Annotated in this window: 23 protein-coding genes; 19 read left to right on the top strand and 4 right to left on the bottom strand. The window is 41.5% G+C overall.

Annotation, left to right across the window (positions count from 1 at the left end):
- The first annotated feature begins 75 nt into the window (after positions 1 to 75).
- The gene (locus I6N95_RS21100; protein ID WP_209531341.1) at positions 76 to 1113 is read left to right on the top strand and encodes an FUSC family protein; all 1038 of its coding nucleotides are present in this window, start codon (positions 76 to 78) and stop codon (positions 1111 to 1113) included.
- A 111-nt stretch (positions 1114 to 1224) separates the two neighbouring features.
- On the opposite strand, the gene I6N95_RS21095 is transcribed toward I6N95_RS21100, so the two are convergent.
- Positions 1225 to 3027, bottom strand: coding sequence for a M3 family oligoendopeptidase (locus I6N95_RS21095; protein WP_209531340.1), 1803 nt, complete (start codon positions 3025 to 3027; stop codon positions 1225 to 1227).
- A 130-nt stretch (positions 3028 to 3157) separates the two neighbouring features.
- Here I6N95_RS21095 and I6N95_RS21090 point away from each other — a divergent pair, with 130 nt between their 5' ends.
- From I6N95_RS21090 to I6N95_RS21045, 11 genes are all read left to right on the top strand, one after another.
- Complete coding sequence (locus tag I6N95_RS21090; RefSeq protein WP_430727555.1) at positions 3158 to 3670, top strand: VanZ family protein; 513 nt, start codon at positions 3158 to 3160, stop codon at positions 3668 to 3670.
- A gap of 139 nt (positions 3671 to 3809) precedes the next feature.
- Positions 3810 to 4535, top strand: a complete 726-nt coding sequence (locus I6N95_RS21085) for a YebC/PmpR family DNA-binding transcriptional regulator (RefSeq protein WP_209531338.1) — start codon at positions 3810 to 3812, stop codon at positions 4533 to 4535.
- A gap of 4 nt (positions 4536 to 4539) precedes the next feature.
- Positions 4540 to 4887, top strand: coding sequence for a DUF6176 family protein (locus I6N95_RS21080; protein WP_209531337.1), 348 nt, complete (start codon positions 4540 to 4542; stop codon positions 4885 to 4887).
- A 105-nt stretch (positions 4888 to 4992) separates the two neighbouring features.
- Positions 4993 to 6000: a competence type IV pilus ATPase ComGA gene (gene comGA, locus I6N95_RS27205; RefSeq protein WP_245249776.1), complete on the top strand. Its 1008-nt coding sequence runs from the start codon at positions 4993 to 4995 to the stop codon at positions 5998 to 6000.
- Positions 5966 to 7015, top strand: a complete 1050-nt coding sequence (gene comGB / locus I6N95_RS21075; RefSeq protein WP_347340593.1) for a competence type IV pilus assembly protein ComGB — start codon at positions 5966 to 5968, stop codon at positions 7013 to 7015. Before comGA ends, comGB begins: the two co-directional genes overlap by 35 nt.
- On the top strand, positions 7012 to 7326 hold the full coding sequence (comGC, locus tag I6N95_RS21070; RefSeq protein ID WP_209531335.1) for a competence type IV pilus major pilin ComGC: 315 nt from the start codon (positions 7012 to 7014) through the stop codon (positions 7324 to 7326). The genes comGB and comGC overlap by 4 nt, the downstream gene beginning before the upstream one ends.
- Positions 7307 to 7768: a competence type IV pilus minor pilin ComGD gene (comGD, locus tag I6N95_RS21065; protein ID WP_209531334.1), complete on the top strand. Its 462-nt coding sequence runs from the start codon at positions 7307 to 7309 to the stop codon at positions 7766 to 7768. Before comGC ends, comGD begins: the two co-directional genes overlap by 20 nt.
- Positions 7749 to 8093, top strand: coding sequence for a hypothetical protein (locus tag I6N95_RS21060; protein ID WP_209531333.1), 345 nt, complete (start codon positions 7749 to 7751; stop codon positions 8091 to 8093). Before comGD ends, I6N95_RS21060 begins: the two co-directional genes overlap by 20 nt.
- 40 nt (positions 8094 to 8133) lie before the next feature.
- Positions 8134 to 8532 carry a ComGF family competence protein gene (locus tag I6N95_RS21055; protein WP_209531332.1) on the top strand — a complete coding sequence of 133 codons (399 nt, stop codon included), beginning with the start codon at positions 8134 to 8136 and terminating at the stop codon, positions 8530 to 8532.
- Entirely contained in the window at positions 8486 to 8857 is a 372-nt protein-coding gene (gene comGG / locus I6N95_RS21050) for a competence type IV pilus minor pilin ComGG (RefSeq protein WP_209531331.1), read from the top strand. Before I6N95_RS21055 ends, comGG begins: the two co-directional genes overlap by 47 nt.
- A 2-nt stretch (positions 8858 to 8859) precedes the next feature.
- Positions 8860 to 9003 (top strand): hypothetical protein, encoded by a 144-nt coding sequence (locus I6N95_RS21045; protein ID WP_209531330.1) that lies wholly within the window; start codon positions 8860 to 8862, stop codon positions 9001 to 9003.
- 66 nt (positions 9004 to 9069) lie between these two features.
- Here the strand turns inward: I6N95_RS21045 and rpsD are convergent, their stop codons facing one another.
- Positions 9070 to 9681: a 30S ribosomal protein S4 gene (gene rpsD / locus I6N95_RS21040; protein WP_209531329.1), complete on the bottom strand. Its 612-nt coding sequence runs from the start codon at positions 9679 to 9681 to the stop codon at positions 9070 to 9072.
- A gap of 343 nt (positions 9682 to 10024) precedes the next feature.
- On the opposite strand from rpsD, the gene I6N95_RS21035 reads away from it, so the two are divergent.
- From I6N95_RS21035 to I6N95_RS21020, 4 genes are read left to right on the top strand one after another with little or no spacing between them, the layout of a single operon-like run.
- Entirely contained in the window at positions 10025 to 10432 is a 408-nt protein-coding gene (locus I6N95_RS21035; protein WP_209531328.1) for a CidA/LrgA family protein, read from the top strand.
- The gene (locus I6N95_RS21030; RefSeq protein WP_209531327.1) at positions 10410 to 11114 is read left to right on the top strand and encodes an LrgB family protein; all 705 of its coding nucleotides are present in this window, start codon (positions 10410 to 10412) and stop codon (positions 11112 to 11114) included. Before I6N95_RS21035 ends, I6N95_RS21030 begins: the two co-directional genes overlap by 23 nt.
- Positions 11115 to 11132: 18 nt before the next feature.
- Positions 11133 to 11774, top strand: coding sequence for a DNA alkylation repair protein (locus I6N95_RS21025; RefSeq protein ID WP_347340591.1), 642 nt, complete (start codon positions 11133 to 11135; stop codon positions 11772 to 11774).
- Positions 11775 to 11800: 26 nt separating this feature from the next.
- Positions 11801 to 12577 (top strand): HAD family hydrolase, encoded by a 777-nt coding sequence (locus I6N95_RS21020; protein ID WP_209531326.1) that lies wholly within the window; start codon positions 11801 to 11803, stop codon positions 12575 to 12577.
- A gap of 36 nt (positions 12578 to 12613) precedes the next feature.
- Here I6N95_RS21020 and I6N95_RS21015 read toward each other — a convergent pair whose 3' ends face one another.
- Positions 12614 to 13384, bottom strand: a complete 771-nt coding sequence (locus I6N95_RS21015) for a DeoR/GlpR family DNA-binding transcription regulator (RefSeq protein WP_209531325.1) — start codon at positions 13382 to 13384, stop codon at positions 12614 to 12616.
- Positions 13368 to 14183 carry a hypothetical protein gene (locus tag I6N95_RS21010; RefSeq protein ID WP_209531324.1) on the bottom strand — a complete coding sequence of 272 codons (816 nt, stop codon included), beginning with the start codon at positions 14181 to 14183 and terminating at the stop codon, positions 13368 to 13370. Before I6N95_RS21010 ends, I6N95_RS21015 begins: the two co-directional genes overlap by 17 nt.
- Positions 14184 to 14415: 232 nt before the next feature.
- Here I6N95_RS21010 and ulaG point away from each other — a divergent pair, with 232 nt between their 5' ends.
- The 3 genes from ulaG to ulaA all read left to right on the top strand — a co-directional run bounded on the left by ulaG (position 14416) and on the right by ulaA (position 17544).
- Entirely contained in the window at positions 14416 to 15480 is a 1065-nt protein-coding gene (gene ulaG / locus I6N95_RS21005) for an L-ascorbate 6-phosphate lactonase (RefSeq protein WP_209531323.1), read from the top strand.
- Between the two features lie 42 nt (positions 15481 to 15522).
- The gene (locus tag I6N95_RS21000; protein WP_209531322.1) at positions 15523 to 15978 is read left to right on the top strand and encodes a PTS sugar transporter subunit IIA; all 456 of its coding nucleotides are present in this window, start codon (positions 15523 to 15525) and stop codon (positions 15976 to 15978) included.
- A 93-nt stretch (positions 15979 to 16071) separates the two neighbouring features.
- Entirely contained in the window at positions 16072 to 17544 is a 1473-nt protein-coding gene (gene ulaA / locus I6N95_RS20995; RefSeq protein ID WP_209531321.1) for a PTS ascorbate transporter subunit IIC, read from the top strand.
- Positions 17545 to 17585 lie beyond the last annotated feature (41 nt).

The raw sequence follows: 17585 nt of genomic DNA, 5'->3' as shown, positions 1-17585 counted from the left end.
TTTGCGAGATGGCATTAGTAAGTTATGTGTAATCTTGTTTAGGCTAAAATTGAGAACAGAAGGAATGAATGATTCATGACTAACTATCAGTCATTATTTACGACGACTCACAGTAAAGATTCGTTTTTACGCCCCTTAGGAGCAGGGATTGCCATGGCTATCCCTTTATTATTGGCAATCCTCTTAGGCGATTCGCAAATAGCGTCTTTAGGTGTGATGGGCGCCTTTGCCTATTTGGCTTTTCAATATAAATCCATCTGTTATAATGTGAAAGCTATTTGTCTTCATGGGATAGTCTTATTTGCCTCACTAAGCTTAGGTTTGTCTTCAGGTCTAATGCCATGGACAATCCCGTTGGTCATTAGTGTGATCTCCTTTAGCGGTTATCTACTGACAAAGATCTATCGTATCCCCAAACCCGATATTTTTTTTGTGATTATGCTTTACGCGACAGGTACTAATTTTCCGCCGACACCTGAAATTTTTCAGACAAGTGGCTATTTACTTTTTGGTGTTGTGGGGTCATTGCTATCAGGGGTGTTGATTTCGTTTATTGAGAAGTTACCATTCACTCAAGAACCGTCAGACTATGGTCGCTTAAGTTTTCGGGATAAGTATTACCTAACGATTTATCAAGAGCCCACGGTCTTGATCAAGGCGATGCATTTTGCGATGATTCTCTTTATATCGGCTTATCTGTCCTATTTATTACAAGCACAAAGCGGTTATTGGATTTTAATCTCTTCTGCCGCCGTTTTAGCAGGGGAACAGTTGGATAAAATTCGTGAGCGGTTTATTCAGCGCGTGTTAGGAAGTGTCATCGGTCTGTTGTTGGGGTCGCTACTAATTGGTTTTCAACTACCACTGATTGTTAATTTCGGGTTGCTGATTATACTAAATATTTTAGTTGAATACTTTATGCCACGGAATTATGGCATAGCTAATTTTTTTACCAACCCTCAGGTTCTTTTATTGAGTTCAATTGCAGCTGGCAGCCCTGCTTTAGGGATGGTTCCTTATCGTTTTTCAGGTGTTTTAATCGGCAGTGCACTGGCGTTGATCTTAATGTCAATTGTTGATTACGGCATGTCATTAGTGAAAGAAAAATTTTAAGCGGCTGAGTATGTGTCATTTGTTAGTCTGTTTGAGAGCTGTTAGACAATTGCTTCCGTGACGTCAATACGAAAAAATAAGAGGCAGCGTGTAGCTGCCTCTTAAACTTGTCTAAATATAGTCTTCAGTTAATGCCATAAAGTCTGCGATATCTTTTTTGACAATATCAATCCCAGCTTGCCAGAAATCTGGTTTAGTTAAATCCACATTGAGGTGTTTCATGGCCAATTCTTCAGTGGTCATGGATGCAGTGTCTCTTAATAAGGCGATGTATTGATCTTCGAAATTACCTTCAGTTTGTTGAGCGAACGCGTAGATGCCATTACTAAACAAATAACCAAAAGTATAAGGGAAGTTGTAGAACGGAACGCTGTCAATAAAGAAATGCAATTTACTCGCCCAAAAATGCGGGTGATAAGTTGCCAGTGAATCCTGATAAGATTCCTTTTGAGCCTCTAACATTAATTGCGTGATTTCTTCATCAGTTAAGACATTGTCTTTTCGTGCGGTGTAAAAATTATTTTCGAAAATAAAACGAGCGTGAATGTTCATAAACATTGCTGTGGCGTTTTGCATCTTAGTGTCTAATAAATTAATTTTTTCTTCTTTAGTTTCGGCACTTTTGAGAGTGGCGTCGGCCACGATCAATTCTGCAAAGGTGCTGGCTGTTTCAGCAACATTCATGGCGTAGTCTTGACTCATTAAAGGCATGTCCCACATCACTTCTGAATGGAAGGCGTGACCTAGTTCATGAGCTAGGGTTGCGACTTCGTTAATTGATTCACCGTAAGTCATAAAGATGCGCGACTCTTGGCTTTCACCAAGACCCGTACAATAACCGCCAGGCCGTTTTCCCGGACGATCTTCGGCTTCAATCCAGCTGTTTTCAAAGGCTTTTTGGGCGAAAGTCGCCATTTTAGGGCTGAATTTTGCAAAATTCTCAATAATGAATTCAGCAGCTTCATCAAATGAATAACGCTTTTCTTTTAAATCCCCTAAAATAATCGGCGCATCTTGATCTTGCCATTCCATCTTCTCTTTGCCAAATAATTGGGCTTTTCGAGTTAAGAAGTCGATAAAGAATGGTTTGTTTTCCGTAATAGCTCCCCACATGGCGTCCAATGTTTCTTTTTTCATTCGATTGTATTGTAGGGGTTTTTCAAGATGATCGTCAATTCCGTGAAGGTGGTTATTGGTAATGCGGAAACCATCTAAATGATTTAACGTGTCGGCAAAAATCGGCGCTTTGTCTGCCCAGGTTTTTTCCCAGATCGTGAACAGTTCTTTTCTGACCTGAGCATCTGGATCGCCCATCATTTTGTTGAAGGTCTGCCCAGCCGAAAGTGTTTCGCCGCCATATTCAATTTCAATAGAGCTAACAATCGTGTCGTAATGGGAACTCCAAGCATTAAAACCGTCTACTGACAGGTGGTTGATGATATTCTCTTCAGCTTCACTAAGGAGTTTTTTCCCATCGCGACGAGCTTCTTCTAAGTTAAACGCAACGCCTGCTTGCAGGGCTACTTCTGTTTGTAAGAGAGCTGACCAATGGTCGTCGGTAATCGCCGTTAGCTTTTTGATGAAAATGAGTTGGGCGTTGCTGAAAAGCGTACTTAAGCTATGTAAAGTGCCGAACAAGGTGTTGGTTTTCTTATCGTGAACATCTGCTGATTGGACAGCGTTAATGAAACTTCCTGTCTCAGAAAAACCTTTTTCAATTACTTCTGATTCCGCAATCAGTTCAGCGAACAATTTGAAGTTCGGGTAGTCTGTTGCCGGCTGCCAATCGGTGACATTTGTTTCATAAGCCGAAATTTGATCTTTTAATAAAGCTAAGCGAGCTTGTAGTTCAGGTGAGTTGCTGCCTCCTGGGAAAATAGCCTCTAAATCCCAATTAAGTGAATAGTTTGTCATTAATGTCGCTCCTTTCAAATTACTTTCTATTATAGTATAAAAAACCCATAATAGGCACTAATTAGCAGAAATCAATTGCTAAATGCTTAAATTTTTTGTAGGATTAGAGAGGGACAAGGAGATGAAATTTGTGGCAAAAAGTAAACATGTAAAAAATGGCAATATTTATATTGGCGTAGCGATAGTGGTGATGGTCGTCCTTTTTATCAGTTCGTCGCAAACCTACGAACAACAATCGCAGCTCTCTTTATTGGAGAAACTATTAAAGAATGAACCGTTTAAAGCGCGTTTGAGCCAAATTAGCTTTAGCTATGCAGGGAGTCCGGTCAGTATTAAGGAAAGTGGCTATTTTAGTTTTGTGGAATTTTTTATTCGCAAAGGGGCTCACTTTGGCACCTACTTTATCTTAGGTGGTTCATGGTTTTTAGGGCTACAGCCACGGATTAAAAACATGGGGCTTACGGCTTTAGTCAGCTGGCTAGCCGCCACGGGTTATGCTGGTTTAGATGAATTTCATCAAATGTTAACGGGTGGACGGACGCCACTGTTTCAAGATGTGATGTTGGACAGCATGGGGGCATTGACCGCCATTGTTATTTGTTTAGTCGTGATGCTCATCAAGCGAGTGAGAAAAGGCAGCTAAGACGTTTATCTTAGTTGCTTTTTGGCATCGTAAGGAAAATGACGAATCTTTCTGTAAGCCTTTGCTGTTATGGCTTATCTTTGTTAAAATAGAAGAGCAAGTAGGTTTTGCCTACATTAATTGAAAGAGGGTGTAAAGAATGGCAGGACATTCTAAATGGAAGAATATTCAAGGCAGAAAAAATGCTCAAGATGCAAAACGAGGTAAAATTTTCCAGAAATTATCTCGAGAGTTATACATGGCAGCGAAAAGTGGTGGACCTGATCCAGACTCGAATCCTTCTTTGCGAATGGTCTTGGATAAAGCTAAAGCCGCCAATATGCCAAATGACAATATCCAGCGAGCGATAAAGAAAGCCAGTGCAGCTGGTGAAGGTGAAAATTACGACGAAGTGATTTATGAAGGCTATGGACCAGAAGGCGTGGCAATTCTGGTCTATGCTTTAACGGATAATCGCAATCGTACGTCAACCAATGTGCGGGTAGCCTTTAATAAAAATGGTGGTTCTTTGGGTGAGACAGGCTCTGTCAGTTATATGTTTGATCGTAAGGGCTATCTAGCCATTGATCGGGAGGGGTTGACCGTCGATGAAGATACCATGATGATGAGTGTGTTGGAGGCAGGCGGGGAAGACTTGGAGACTTCTGATGAAGTTTTTGAGATCTATACTGACCCAAGTGATTTCCAAAGCGTACGAGATGCTTTAAAAGCAGATGGCTATCAATTAGCCCAGGCTGAGTTGACGATGGTTCCCCAAACGCTTATTGAACTAGCTGAAAAGCAAGCACAAAAAGTTCAGCAACTGATTGATGCTTTAGAAGACGATGACGATGTTTCAGAGGTTTATACCTCTGGAGAAATGTAGTCAGATGGCCAAGACGGAGTTAAGCCGTTATCGCGTTTTAGCAGGAAAAGAAGCATTGGTGAAAGAATGGATGGCTTTTTTGCAGGATCATCTGTCTGAGGTCTTGCTGACCTTGGAGCAAGAAAAAATGTACGTCGAGGCTATTTTTCAAGAAGAGTTGGCAGGGGTTACCTATCTTTACTGGTTTTCTGTCCAAGGTGAAGGAGCGGTTGACGTTGGCGATTCGGACTTTGCTGTCGACAAGCAGCATTTAAGGTATTGGGAAGCGTGCATCGATTCTCAGTATGGGGAGGTATTGTTGCAGACCAATTTAACGATGATACCCGATTATCTTACAAACATGATGAAATAAGTGAAGCAGACGATTTTCCCAATAGCGGGAAAATCGTTTTTTTTTTTACGAATTTAACGAGAAACACGCTAGTCTGCGAATTATATAATAGGGAAGGAGAACAGGATGGACATTTCAAGTTATGGCAAATTGTTGTTGCGGTTCGGGGTGCAACATCGGGCGAGTGATATTTATATCTTTCCCCAAAAAAAAGGATACGAAGTATCGTTTCGGTATCAACTGGGGAAAATTCGTTATGGTAAGCTGCCTCAAGAAGCAGGAGAGAAATTAATTTTATACTTTAAGTACATGGCCGATATGGATGTGGCGGAGAAGCGAAGAAGTCAAGTGGGGGCGGGTAATAGAGTTGTCTCAGGCAAGAAAAGGCGACTGCGTTTTTCGACAGTCGGTGATTTTCAACATCGAGAAAGTTTAGTGATTCGCTTATTGCATGATTTTACAGGCGAGGAAGACTATCTGACATTTTTCCCGAAGCAACTAGTGGTGATTGAAGAAGCGGTTAAAAAATCAGGGCTTTATTTGTTTTCTGGGCCAACTGGTTCTGGCAAAACGACGTCAATGTACCGTTTAGCCAAACAATTAGGACGGCAAAACAGGCAGGTGATTACCATTGAAGACCCTGTGGAAATTGAAGATCCGGCTTTTTTACAGTTGCAAGTGAATAAAAAAATTAACTTAAGTTATGAAAAACTCGTTAAAGTGTGTTTGCGACATCGACCTGATGTGCTAATTGTTGGTGAAATTCGTGACCGTGAAACAGCTCAAGCGGTAATTCGTGGTGCCTTAACAGGCCATACGATTTTTTCGACGATTCATGGGTTAAATAAGGAAAGCATTGTCCCGCGCTTGTTAGAGTTAGGTGTGGCCAAGGAGGAGTTAAGGCAGTGTTTGCGAGGGATTATCTATCAGCGTTTATTGCCAGTGGTTTGTCCCTATTGTTTGGGGAGTTGTTCGCAATTTTGTCAAAGTGGAGGAAGTGGAGTGATGTTTGATGCCATCTTTACGAAAGAAGGGAAGTTCTCGCAGAAGGCCCCCCAGTCATGGCAAAAAAGTCTCCAAAAAGCGTGGCTTCTGGGGTATATTTCGACGGAAACGTTCCAAAGAGAGTCTTAGAAAAAAGCTTAAATTATCCAGCCAGCGAAAGCGTGACTTTGTTTTGCTATTAGGTGATTTATTAGTTAATGGCTTTACATTACAAGAAAGTTTGCGCTTTATGAAGCAACTAATTCCCAGAGAACAACCGGCGATTGAGTTGATTGAGCAACATTTGGCACAGGGCAACTTGTTTTACCAGTGTTTTCAAGATTTAAACTTTGCCAGTACCTACGTGACCCAATTGCGGTTGTCTGAGGTCCATGGCGATTTAAGTGGAACTTTAATTCAAATCGGTCGTCAATTAAGCGATCGGGATCAACAACGAAAGCAAGCTTCCAAAGTGTTGGCTTATCCGCTGATGTTGTTAGTGTTTCTCGCAGCAGTGATGCTTTTGATGAAGTGGTTGCTATTGCCTCAGCTAGGGACCTATAGTGATCAGGAGGCAACAACTAATGTTGGCTTTTTAGTAATTGAGTATGGACCGATGAGCCTTTTAGGGGTGCTGGTGATTGGCGGTTTGCTCTGTGTGCTGACGCGAGGTTATTTTAAGGGGAAACCAGCCATTAGGCAAAGTCGCTTTTTAATGAAGATCCCTTTAGTAGGCGTGTTTTTACGTTATTATTATACCTCGTTTTTTGCAGGCGAATTAGGGAAGTTGTTGAACTTAGGGTTGGAGATGAAACAAATTTTGACGATTATGAAAGGGGAGGATAGTACAAAATTAATGGGAGAAGTGGCAGAGTACTTGAGTTTAGAGCTGGAGCAGGGAAACGGGATTCACGTGCAGATTGGCAAGTGGTCTTTTTTTCAAAAGGAATTGTCAGGCATTATTCAACAAGGTGAAGCTAAGGGGAAATTAGGAGATGAGTTAATTATTTATAGCAACCGGTTGTGGAGGCAGTTAAGTCAGAAAGTTGAGCGCTTATTAACATGGCTACAACCACTGATTTTTGTTTTTGTGGCAGTCTTAATTGTGGCCGTTTATGGCGCCTTATTACTACCAATTTACCAAGAAATGGGAGAGATTTTATGAAAAGGAAAAAACAGAAGTACGCTGGGTTTACTTTAGTGGAAATGTTGATTGTCTTACTGGTGATTGCTGTTTTGGTGTTTTTGTTTGTGCCCAATTTAACGGGGCAGCGGGAAAAAATCAATGCTAAAGGTGATGACGCCTTTAGAAAAGTTGTGGTGACTCAAGTTGAATTGTATACCCAGCATGAGGACGAGAGCATAGCAGGCAACCAGCTCTCACTTGAAAATTTAGTCAAGAAAAAATATTTGTCAGCGGAACAAAAAAAACGAGCGGAAAAACTAGGAATTACCGATGAAACCCTCCGGGAGTAAGGCGTTTTATCAGGGCTTCACCTTAGTTGAATCGCTGATGGTCTTGCTTGTTGTCAGCCTTTTTTTCGGGTTGCCGATGTTGCAACTTAATCAGTGGCGCGAGCGGCTTAGCTATCAAGCTTTTATTGAAGAATTTGAAGAGCGCTTGATTCAAACTCAACAATCGGCCATCGTTTTTCGGAAACAAACCAGAGTATCAGCAGAAAAAAATGGCAGAAGCATTAGTTTTGCTTTTTTTCAGGCCGACGGCAGCTTTGTTGTTGAATCGCTAAAATTGTCAAAAGGAGTCAGTCTTCAGCGAGATGTTCGTTTAAACTTTTTAGGTGGATCGGGAAATGTTGAACAGGCCCATACCTTTCGATTCCAAACGCCTTATCATCGCAAATATTTGGAGTATGTGTATCAGATTGGGAGTGGACGTTTTGTTATTAAAGAGATCTAAGTATTCAGGTTATATTTTGTTCGAGAGTCTGCTGGCCTTTGCGGTAGCGACCTTAATCCTCATACAGTTAATCCCCCTAATCCTTTTTATGGAGGAAAAAAAACAGCACAATCGCGATAAACTAGAAGTCTATCGTTACTTTAGTGAAATTGCCAATGGTTTTTATTCTCATGGGAAGGCTGATTTGACTGGTAAAAAGAGCAATGGTCTGTTAATTTCAGCCCAAGTAATTGATACTGTTGAACAGATGAGAGGCATTGAGCTGGAAATGGCAGGTGAGCAGTTTGAGATTATCTGGCTTTCAGAACGTGAAGAGGTTAAATAAGAGCAAATTTTATGGTGGGTTTACCTTGATGGAGTGTCTTGTGTCATTAGTGGTAGTGGCCCTTGTCATTCATTCTTTTAGCTGGTTGTTGCAAATTGAGCGTCAATTAGCGACTCAGCCAAGTGGGCTTTCCTCTTCAATGGAATGGCATTTATTTAGCTCTAATTTGGACAATACGTCACAAAAATGGCGTTTTCTTAAAGTGGAAGATGGCAAGGTTTGGTTTAAAGAAGCCACAGGTCGAGAGAATGATCAGCTTTTTTATATCGATCATGTCAATTCCCAGTTGCGCAAACGGAAAAATAATGGCGTCGAATTATTGCTGGATCATGTTGAGAGTGTTAATTATTTTCCGAGTGAAATTGACTTTAGAATGGAAGTGACCTTTATTGATGGCAAAAAATATCAAGGGAGCTTTCCTCAATGGATGGCAGAGTAAGCATGTTGGTGGGGTTTTACCATCGGTATTAGTCCTGTTGCTGATCTTTAGTTTGATTTTCGGGCAACGTTTAAGGAGTTATCGCCATGAAGCAGCACTTTACCAACAGACGAAACAATTGTATCAAGGGAAGACGGTGGCTGCGATGACCTTAGGAAAGCTCAAAAATCGCTATCTAAATAACAATGTTGAGGCTGTTACTGGGAAGGATTACTACAATATTGGTGTGGTCACTTATAAGATGAGTGGTCAATATGTTGAACTGGAAATCGAATTAAATTCCGGCTTAACTTATGTGGAACGGGTTAATTTAGCAGGTGGCTGATGGTGGCGTATCCTGAATTACTGTTAGTAGGAGCGCCTGGGCGACTGGAGGTGGAGACCCTGATACCTTTTACTGGACTAGCGGGTAAGAAGGTAGATTCCGTTGTATCATCTGGCCGCCGTCCTCTACAATCCGCGACTTGCTAATAAGCCAGTCGTAAGCACGAGAAAAAGACTCCAAAGCTTGAGCAGCTTTGGAGTCTTTTGATACTCTTAGAGTTTTTTGTTGTAGAACTCAACGATGTAAGATTCGTCAACTTCTTGAGTTAACTCTTCACGTTCAGGTAAGCGGCTTAAGCCACCTTCTAATTTTTCTTCATCGAAAGTGATGTATCCAGGACGGCCTAAAGCTGACTCGATAGCACCTTTCACGATTACTAAGTTTTTAGATTTTTCACGAACAGAAACCACTTGACCTACCTCAACTTGGTAAGAAGGGATATCAACGCGTTTGCCATCTACTAAGATGTGACCGTGGTTTACTAATTGACGAGATTGACGACGAGTAGTCGCTAAGCCTAATTGGTAAACAACGTTATCTAAGCGTTGTTCTAATAAGATCATAAAGTTAACACCGTGTTTACCTTCTCTGATTTTACCAGCTTTGATAAATGTGTTAACGAATTGACGTTCGTTCATGCCGTACATGTTACGTAATTTTTGTTTCTCAGTCATTTGCAAGCCGTATTCAGATTTCTTTCCGCGGCTGTTAGGTCCGTGTTGACCCGGTGCATAAGGACGACGAGCTAATTCTTTACCTGTACCTGATAATGAGATACCTAGGCGACGTGAAACTTTCCAACTTGGTCCAGTATAACGTGACATTTAAAATTCCTCCAATAATGTTTTTTTGGAGTAAAATAATTTCTGAAAATTTAGTATTCGTTCAGTTCAACCTTCAATCTTCACCCCTTGCAGCCGTGGTTACGCAATTGAACCCAATTGGGCGTTAAACTGTTGACGAGTTACTTATCTTCTAGCTGCTTATTTTACACAAAGACTAGTATACCTCATAATCATGTCGCAGGTCAAGTGGATTGTGGGGGTTCGTTGGAAAATGGACTTTTAATAGAATGTTGGCAATAAATATGAAAAAAAATGAAAATTTCATTTTTATTAAGTGGAATCTGCTATATAATGGATGGGTAGAGTTTGGAGGAAACGTTAAATGAAGTTATTTAAGCAGTTTTTATTAATTATTAGTTTTACTTATGCTGGTGAGATCGTGTCGAAATTATTTAAGTTGCCAATACCAGGCAGTGTTATTGGCATGTTACTGCTGTTTGCTGCTCTGTATTATCAGGTAGTTAAGGTAGACGATGTGGAAACGGTTGGTGTCTTTTTATTGGATAACCTAAGTATTCTGTTTTTGCCAGCAGGTGTCGGCATTATGGTCTTTTTCCCCGTGATTCGGGAGACCTGGTGGAGTTTGCTGATTGCGACCTTTATTGTGACAATTTTAACGATGGCCGTTGTTGGGCGGATCGTTCAAGCGGTAAAATGTCGATTTGAAGGCGATTTGATTGAATTGGATGAAGAGGAGGCAGCAGGACATGTTACACGAATTGACGAGTAATCCCTTATTTGGGTTGATGTTATCAATTTTTGTTTTTTTGGCGGCGCGACGTTTAGCAGCCCGTGTCAAACTGCCAATTTTAAATCCTTTAATTGTGTCGATTTTAGTGGTCATTCTGATTTTGAAACTCACAGGTATTTCTTATGAGGACTATTATGTTGGTGGTGGGATGTTAAACATGTTGATTGCCCCAGCAACCGTGTCCTTAGCGATTCCTTTATATCAATCGTTTCATCTATTAAAACACCACGCTCGTTCAATTTTAGCGGGGATTTTTGCTGGCACCTTGGTCAGCACGCTGACAACGGCTTCACTATCGGTCTTATTTCATTATAATCAAGAATTAATGGCCTCGATTTTACCGAAGTCTGTGACGACGGCAATCGCCATTGAGATTTCAGCTAAAATGGGTGGGATTACAACGGTGACGATTATTGTGGTGATCATTACAGGGATTATCGGGGCGATGTTTGGTCCAACTGTGTTAAAATGGAGCAAAGTGGAAGAGCCCGTTGCTAAAGGAATTGCCCTCGGGACCTCAGCCCATGCTATCGGCACTTCAAAAGCCATGGAAATGGGAAAAGTCGAAGGCGCTATGTCTGGCCTGGCGATTGGCGTGACCGGCTTAGTGACAGTTTTTGTAGCGCCTTTGGTGTTGCATTTGTTTAGCAGTTTGCTCTAGTGGAAGGAAGCGATTTTGGTGGAATTAATTAGTTTACCCGTTAATTTGGAGAATCAACAGCCAATGGAAGCCTATATGAAAAATCAATTTCCCTTTTTAGGTCTGAAGGCACCCCAGCGTCAGGCGGCTTGCCGAGAGGTAATAAAAAATAGTCAGCAGCTGCCAACCCCTGACTTGTTGGAAATGATTGGGGCTTATTATGCCTTAAGGGAACGTGAATACCAGTATTTAGCGATTGATTTAGCGATTGCCAACGTGAAGCGTTTGCGTAAAAATCAGACCCTTGAGTTAGCAGCGTTTGTTTCTCAAAAAGCTTGGTGGGACAGCGTTGATGCCTGGCGCAAGTTTTTCGGTTTACGAATTAACCATTTTCCAGATGAGCTGCAGGAGATATACCATCATTTCCATAGCAGTGATGACTTTTGGATGCGACGAGTGGCGATTAACTTGCAGTTAATGCAGAAAGAAAAGACCGATTTGGTGTTATTAACTAAAGCTATTTTAAAGGATCAGGAAACCGATGAGTTTTTTATTCAAAAAGCGATTGGCTGGTCTTTGCGCCAATACAGCAAAACCGATCCTCAATGGGTCCTTAGTTTTTTAAAGGACCATCAGTTGAGCCCGCTAGCTAGTCGGGAAGCGACTAAGCATTTAACATGAAAGCAAGACTTAAGGAGGGGTGATCATTGAAAAGAAAATTAATCGCGTTTGATATTGACGGCACACTGCTAAATTCTCAACATGAGGTGTTGGCGAGTTCTTTGGAAGTAATCGATAAGTTAAAAGCTGCGGGACATCTCGTGACGATCGCGACGGGTCGCAGTTTAGCGACTGCGAAAGAGGTGATCGATCAAGTGGGGTTAAGCAATTATCTACTGTGCAATGGTGGTTATGCCTTTTTGGACCATCAGCAAGTCTTTAGTAACCCATTAAATAAACAAGAACTAAAGAAATTGGTCGCCATGGCTAATGACAGGCAAATTGATTTATTGTATCAGACGATTGATCAAGTCAAGCAACAAGGCCCTTTTATCCATGAACGGAATGCGGAGATGCAAAAAGCCTTTAATAAGGAGCAACCTTCTTATGAATTTGACATTGACGGCGAAGAAGCGATTTATCAAGCCATTCTTTTTTGTGATCGTGTGGAAGAGCAGTTGTTTAGTGGCCAGTTTGAAACGATCCGTTTTACCCGCTGGGGCGATGCAGCCATGGACGCAGTTCCTAGCAACAGTTCAAAAGCGGTAACCTTAGAGGCGATTGCCAAAGAGCAAGGGTTTACGGCCGCTGACATCATCGTTTTTGGCGATGGTGAGAATGACATTGAAATGGTTCAGCTTGCCGGTGTCGGGGTTGTGATGGCGAATGCGACGGATTACGTTAAGGGCTATGCAGATTTAGTGACGAAAAGTCACGATGATCATGGCATTTGGCATGCCGCGAAAGAATTGAACTTAATTTAAAAAAGCCAGACTCTGGAAAGAAGAGTCTGGCTTTTTTTAAATTGGAATTTGGATAACTTTTACGCCTTTTTGTTCGATTTTTTCAATCATGTGAGCATCGGCAAAGGAATCCGTAATGAGGTAATCAATCTCCTCCAGACGCCCGCTGAGAAAACTAACGGTTTTGCCGATTTTACGGTAGTCTGCTACGACAATTTTTAACCCTTGCGTGCGGTCGATGATCAGTTTGTTTATTTTGGCTTCATGGAAAATCGGCGTTGTAATGCCATCTTCGGCTGTTATTCCAGAACAACCAATGATGCAGATATCCGCCTTCATTTTAGAAAATGAATCAATGGCAATATCACCTACAAGGGCTTCTTTTGGGAAGCGAATCTCCCCGCCTGAAAGAATGATCGTTGAGTTAGGGTTGTGATCTAAATTCGCAACTTTGACATTATTCGTAATGGCGGTTAGTCGCTTGTCGCCAGTCTGGCTTAAACTTAAAAGGGCAGTCGAACTGGTATTAATAAAAATCGTGTCGTTTTCTTGAATAAAGGAGGCGGCTTTTTTGGCTAACTGTAATTTGATGCAATCCAACTGTCGATTTTCTTCGGTATAATCATCGATGTTGTTGACCTTTTCTGCCCCGCCATGAAAACGTCGGACTAATCCCATTCGGTCTAAAGTTGCCAAATCTCGCCGGACAGTTATTTCTGAGATGCCCAGCTGATTGGCTAGTTCTAAGACCGATAAGGCATTAAATTCCTGTAGCAGAGAGACTATTTTATTTTTTCGTTTTTGGATCAGTTCATTCGTATTTTTCAAATGTCATCCACTCCTTATTTTTGGCTAATGTGACGATGTGTAATTGGTTTCCTTGTTTGCTGACGTCTTCTAGTAAGCGATGAGCTTCCGATAAGTTGTTACTGGCGTGAAGTGCCTGGGCTTGTTCAAATAGCAAATAAGTCACTTCGCGCGTATTAAACCTTGTCGTGTTGACTTTTTTTAATGTTTTTAGTGATTGTGAGTAGCGTCCTTGCCGAAAGAATTGGAGTCCTTGTATCTCCTCCCAAGAATAAAGGGGGGAGAGGGCTTTATTCGATTGGACACCATACTTTAATTGCTTGATCTTTTTGAGAGCGTCATCAAATAACGGCCTGTTTGTTAAGAAATACGCGCATTGCAACATGGTGCGATAGTTGATCAACAGATAGTCTGTAGTTCCGTGAAAAAAGTGGTGATGCTGATCTAAGTGGTTAAGGCATGCTTGATAATCACCTTCGTCCAATAACAGTAAGGCATCAAAAAGTTTTAAGGAAGGACCGAAACCTTTAAAGTAGTCAAATCGTTTTAGTTTGTTCCTTAGGTGACGTGCCTTTTGGTGATCACACGCCATGGTTAAGGCAAAGATCATCTTTTGGTATAGGAGTGTTAGCCACTCAAAAAGCAGAATAATGCTTAAGACTATGAGTCCTATCAGACCATAGACTAGTTTGGTTATGGGGTGGGGCGTCGTGACAATCAGAAAGAGGATGTAGGCGCCAAAAATAGCATATAAAAGCCAATTAGTCCATTTCCTGATGCGGGAGCGATTATTAATTAAAACGCCAGATAATTTGTTCATTTCAATTCACCTCGATCATAATATATCATGGAAGCGGATTAATAACTATAAAAAAAGAGTAGATATGATCGAATGATCGTAAAAATGGGGAAACAGTCATAAAAACTGATTGTATTCGCTAACAATCTGTTTAGAATAGAAGTATAGTGACACATAACCTGATAAATATTCAAGAGCTGCAGTTGATTATTTTATGGGAATTAACTAATTAATGGTGTGGGAGGAATGTTACATGAGTCAAGTTGCAAAAGTGACGCGAGAAGAATGGATCTTAAACACGTTTCCAGAATGGGGAACCTGGCTAAATGAAGAAATTGAACAGGAGGTAGTGGCTGAAGGGACAGTTTCAATGTGGTGGTTAGGCTGTACAGGTATTTGGCTAAAATCACATGAAGGCACCAATATTTTATGTGATCTGTGGTGTGGCACAGGGAAACGCAGCCATGGAAATGGTCAAATGAAAAAAGGGCATCAGATGATGAGAATGAGCGGAGTTCAGAACATGCAACCCAATTTGCGGACCCAACCTTTCGTGATTGATCCCTTTGCCATTAAGGAGGTGGATGCCTTAGTCGTCACTCATATTCATTCAGATCATTTAGATATCAACACAGCGGCCGCCGTTCATCAAAACTGTCCAGAGGCAAAATTTATCGGCCCTCAAGAGGTGGTAAACACGTGGCTTAGTTGGGGGATTCCTCAGGAAAAAACGGTGGTGGTCCGTCCCGGCGATCAAGTCACCCTTAAGTCGATTAAGATTGTGGCATTGGAGGCTTTCGATCGGACGGCCCTGATCACCTGCCCTGATGAGACTCAACTATTGGCTGGGAAAATGCCTCAAGAGATGGATGACATCGCCGTGAATTATTTATTTGAAACGTCTGGCGGCAATATTTATCATGCCGGTGATTCTCATTATTCTAATAAATTTGCCGATCACGGGAATCGTTATCAGGTGGACGTCTGTCTCGGCGCATTTGGTGAAAACCCTCGGGGAATTACGGATAAGCTAACATCAGTCGATATATTGAGAATGGCCGAATCCCTTAAAGCGAAAGTGGTTATTCCAGTTCATTACGATATTTGGTCAAATTTTATGGCCGATCCCCAAGAGATCGTTTCGCTGTGGAAGATGAAAAAAGCACGTTTAAATTATGAGTTTAAGCCTTTTGTCTGGCAAGTGGGTGGCAAGTACACCTACCCTACAGATCAGGATAAGCTGGCCTTTAATTTTTATCGCGGCTTTGCAGATGTCTTTGTTACGGATAATGATGTGCCCTTTACCTCGTTTTTATAGTGATCCTCGTCAACTTAAATTTTTTATGAAAGGAGTAGGGAGATGTTAACGTATTTTTTTGATCATCAGTTAATTCGCTATTGTGAGGAACAGCCAGCTGATTGGCGAGAGGCGATTAAGGTCAGTTGTCAGCTACTTATGGAGCGGCAGATCATTAATCAAGTGTATGTTGATGAAGTGATTGCTTGCGTTGAGGCATTTGGTCCTTATATTGTGATTGTGCCAGGGGTTGCCATGCCTCATTCATCGGAACAAAGTCAGGGGGTGTTTGGAACGGCGATTTCGTTTACGAAGATGAAGGAACCAGTGGTGTTTGATGAGCAAGATGCCGAAAAAAATGCCAGCCTTTTTTTTACCTTGGCAGCCAAAAATCCTGAAGAGCATATGCAAAACATTGCTAATCTATCAGAGATGTTAATGACTGACGGTTTGATCAGTGCATTGGAAGCAACCAATAATTTAAGTGAGTTTGAAGACGTGATGAGGCAATTCAGTTAAAGGGAGTGTCAGTCAGTAACCGCGGTTGGAAGTAAGTGATCTGCCATGACGATTAGGCCGACAGTCTCAGAGTTTTTCTAAAGGAGGAAAAAGATGGACGCAGTACTTAATTTTTTATTAGCTATTTGGAGTTATTTCGCAGCAAATATTTTAACACAACCGGCTTTTTTGATTGGGTTTATTGTGTTGCTAGGGTATATCTTATTAAAGAAACCCTTATATGAAAGCATTGCTGGTTTTCTTAAGGCCACGGTCGGGTATTTGATTTTATCTGTCGGGTCCGGGGGATTGGTGAACAATTTTAGGCCGATACTCGTGGGCTTAAAGGAACGCTTCAATTTGGATGCCATGGTGATTGACCCTTACTTTGGGCAAAACGCGGTGACCGTGGGGATTGAAGAAACCTTTGGCAAAACCTTTAGCGATACGATGTTGTTATTGCTGATTGCTTTTGTGATGAATATTTTACTTGTTCGCTTTAAAAAATATACTAAACTGCGGGCGGTGTTTACCACAGGAAATGTTCAAGTACAGCAAGCTGCCACGGCCTTTTGGATTCTCTTATTTTGTTTTCCTGATCTAGGGAGAATCCCAGTGCTGTTGATCATGGGGCTGATATTAGGTGTTTATTGGGCAGTTGGCTCGAATTTAACCGTCGACATTACCCAGGAATTAACTGAAGGGGCTGGCTTTGCCATTGCTCATCAGCAGATGTTCGGCATTGCTATTTTTTCTAAATTGTCTGAAAAGGTCAAGCAGGATAAGAAAAATAAGAAGCTTGAAGACATGGAGTTGCCAGGGTTTTTATCGATTTTTAATGAAAATATGGTTGCCACCTCGATTCTGATGCTCTTTTTCTTCGGGATTATCTTGTTAGTATTAGGCAAACCTTACTTAGTTGGGGCGGAGTTTATGTTGCCAGATCAAAGTTTTTTCTTTTATATTTTGCTAACCTCGCTTAATTTCGCTGTCTACTTAGCGATTTTACAATTAGGTGTGCGAACCTTTGTAGCCGAATTAACTGAATCATTTCAAGGGATCTCCAATACACTATTGCCAGGAGCTGTCCCCGGCATTGATGTGGCCGCCTCCTTTGGTTTTGGATCACCAAATGCAGTGACCATCGGTTTTCTGTTTGGTGCTTTAGGCCAATTTATCACGATTGGTCTGTTGATTCTATTTAAGTCACCAACCATCGTGATCGCTGGTTTTATTCCGTTGTTTTTTGACAATGCAGCGATCGCCGTTTATGCCAATAATAAAGGCGGCTTTAAGGCGGCCTGTCTCTTCCCGTTTATTTCCGGGATCATTCAGGTAGCAGGTTCGGCATTAATCGCAACCTTCATCGGTTTGTCTCAGTATGGTGGTTATCTAGGGATGTTCGATTGGGCGACCGTTTGGCCACTGATGACCGTTTTAATGAAGTATCTGGGGTTTGTCGGCATTGGGATAGTGGTGATTGGACTGTTGGCAATTCCGCAAATTCAATATCGCAGACGGCCTGACACCTACTTCTTAATAACAGAAGATTATGAAGAATATGAAGCTGTTATGACTAAAGCTTAAGTTGCAATATACTGACTGTTAAAGAATTATTTTCTATCGTT

The organism is Vagococcus allomyrinae (genome assembly GCF_017829975.1).
Classification (GTDB): Bacteria; Bacillota; Bacilli; order Lactobacillales; family Vagococcaceae; genus Vagococcus_D; species Vagococcus_D allomyrinae.
This window is presented reverse-complemented; position numbering and strand designations above follow the sequence as displayed.

Coding starts and splice junctions, on each gene's coding strand:
- I6N95_RS21100 (WP_209531341.1), top strand. CDS start 76: ATGACTAACTATCAGTCATTATTTACGACGACTCACAGTAAAGATTCG.
- I6N95_RS21095 (WP_209531340.1), bottom strand. CDS start 3,027: ATGACAAACTATTCACTTAATTGGGATTTAGAGGCTATTTTCCCAGGA.
- I6N95_RS21085 (WP_209531338.1), top strand. CDS start 3,810: ATGGCAGGACATTCTAAATGGAAGAATATTCAAGGCAGAAAAAATGCT.
- I6N95_RS21080 (WP_209531337.1), top strand. CDS start 4,540: ATGGCCAAGACGGAGTTAAGCCGTTATCGCGTTTTAGCAGGAAAAGAA.
- comGA (WP_245249776.1), top strand. CDS start 4,993: ATGGACATTTCAAGTTATGGCAAATTGTTGTTGCGGTTCGGGGTGCAA.
- comGC (WP_209531335.1), top strand. CDS start 7,012: ATGAAAAGGAAAAAACAGAAGTACGCTGGGTTTACTTTAGTGGAAATG.
- comGD (WP_209531334.1), top strand. CDS start 7,307: ATGAAACCCTCCGGGAGTAAGGCGTTTTATCAGGGCTTCACCTTAGTT.
- comGG (WP_209531331.1), top strand. CDS start 8,486: ATGGCAAAAAATATCAAGGGAGCTTTCCTCAATGGATGGCAGAGTAAG.
- rpsD (WP_209531329.1), bottom strand. CDS start 9,681: ATGTCACGTTATACTGGACCAAGTTGGAAAGTTTCACGTCGCCTAGGT.
- I6N95_RS21035 (WP_209531328.1), top strand. CDS start 10,025: ATGAAGTTATTTAAGCAGTTTTTATTAATTATTAGTTTTACTTATGCT.
- I6N95_RS21030 (WP_209531327.1), top strand. CDS start 10,410: ATGTTACACGAATTGACGAGTAATCCCTTATTTGGGTTGATGTTATCA.
- I6N95_RS21010 (WP_209531324.1), bottom strand. CDS start 14,183: ATGAACAAATTATCTGGCGTTTTAATTAATAATCGCTCCCGCATCAGG.
- ulaG (WP_209531323.1), top strand. CDS start 14,416: ATGAGTCAAGTTGCAAAAGTGACGCGAGAAGAATGGATCTTAAACACG.
- I6N95_RS21000 (WP_209531322.1), top strand. CDS start 15,523: ATGTTAACGTATTTTTTTGATCATCAGTTAATTCGCTATTGTGAGGAA.
- ulaA (WP_209531321.1), top strand. CDS start 16,072: ATGGACGCAGTACTTAATTTTTTATTAGCTATTTGGAGTTATTTCGCA.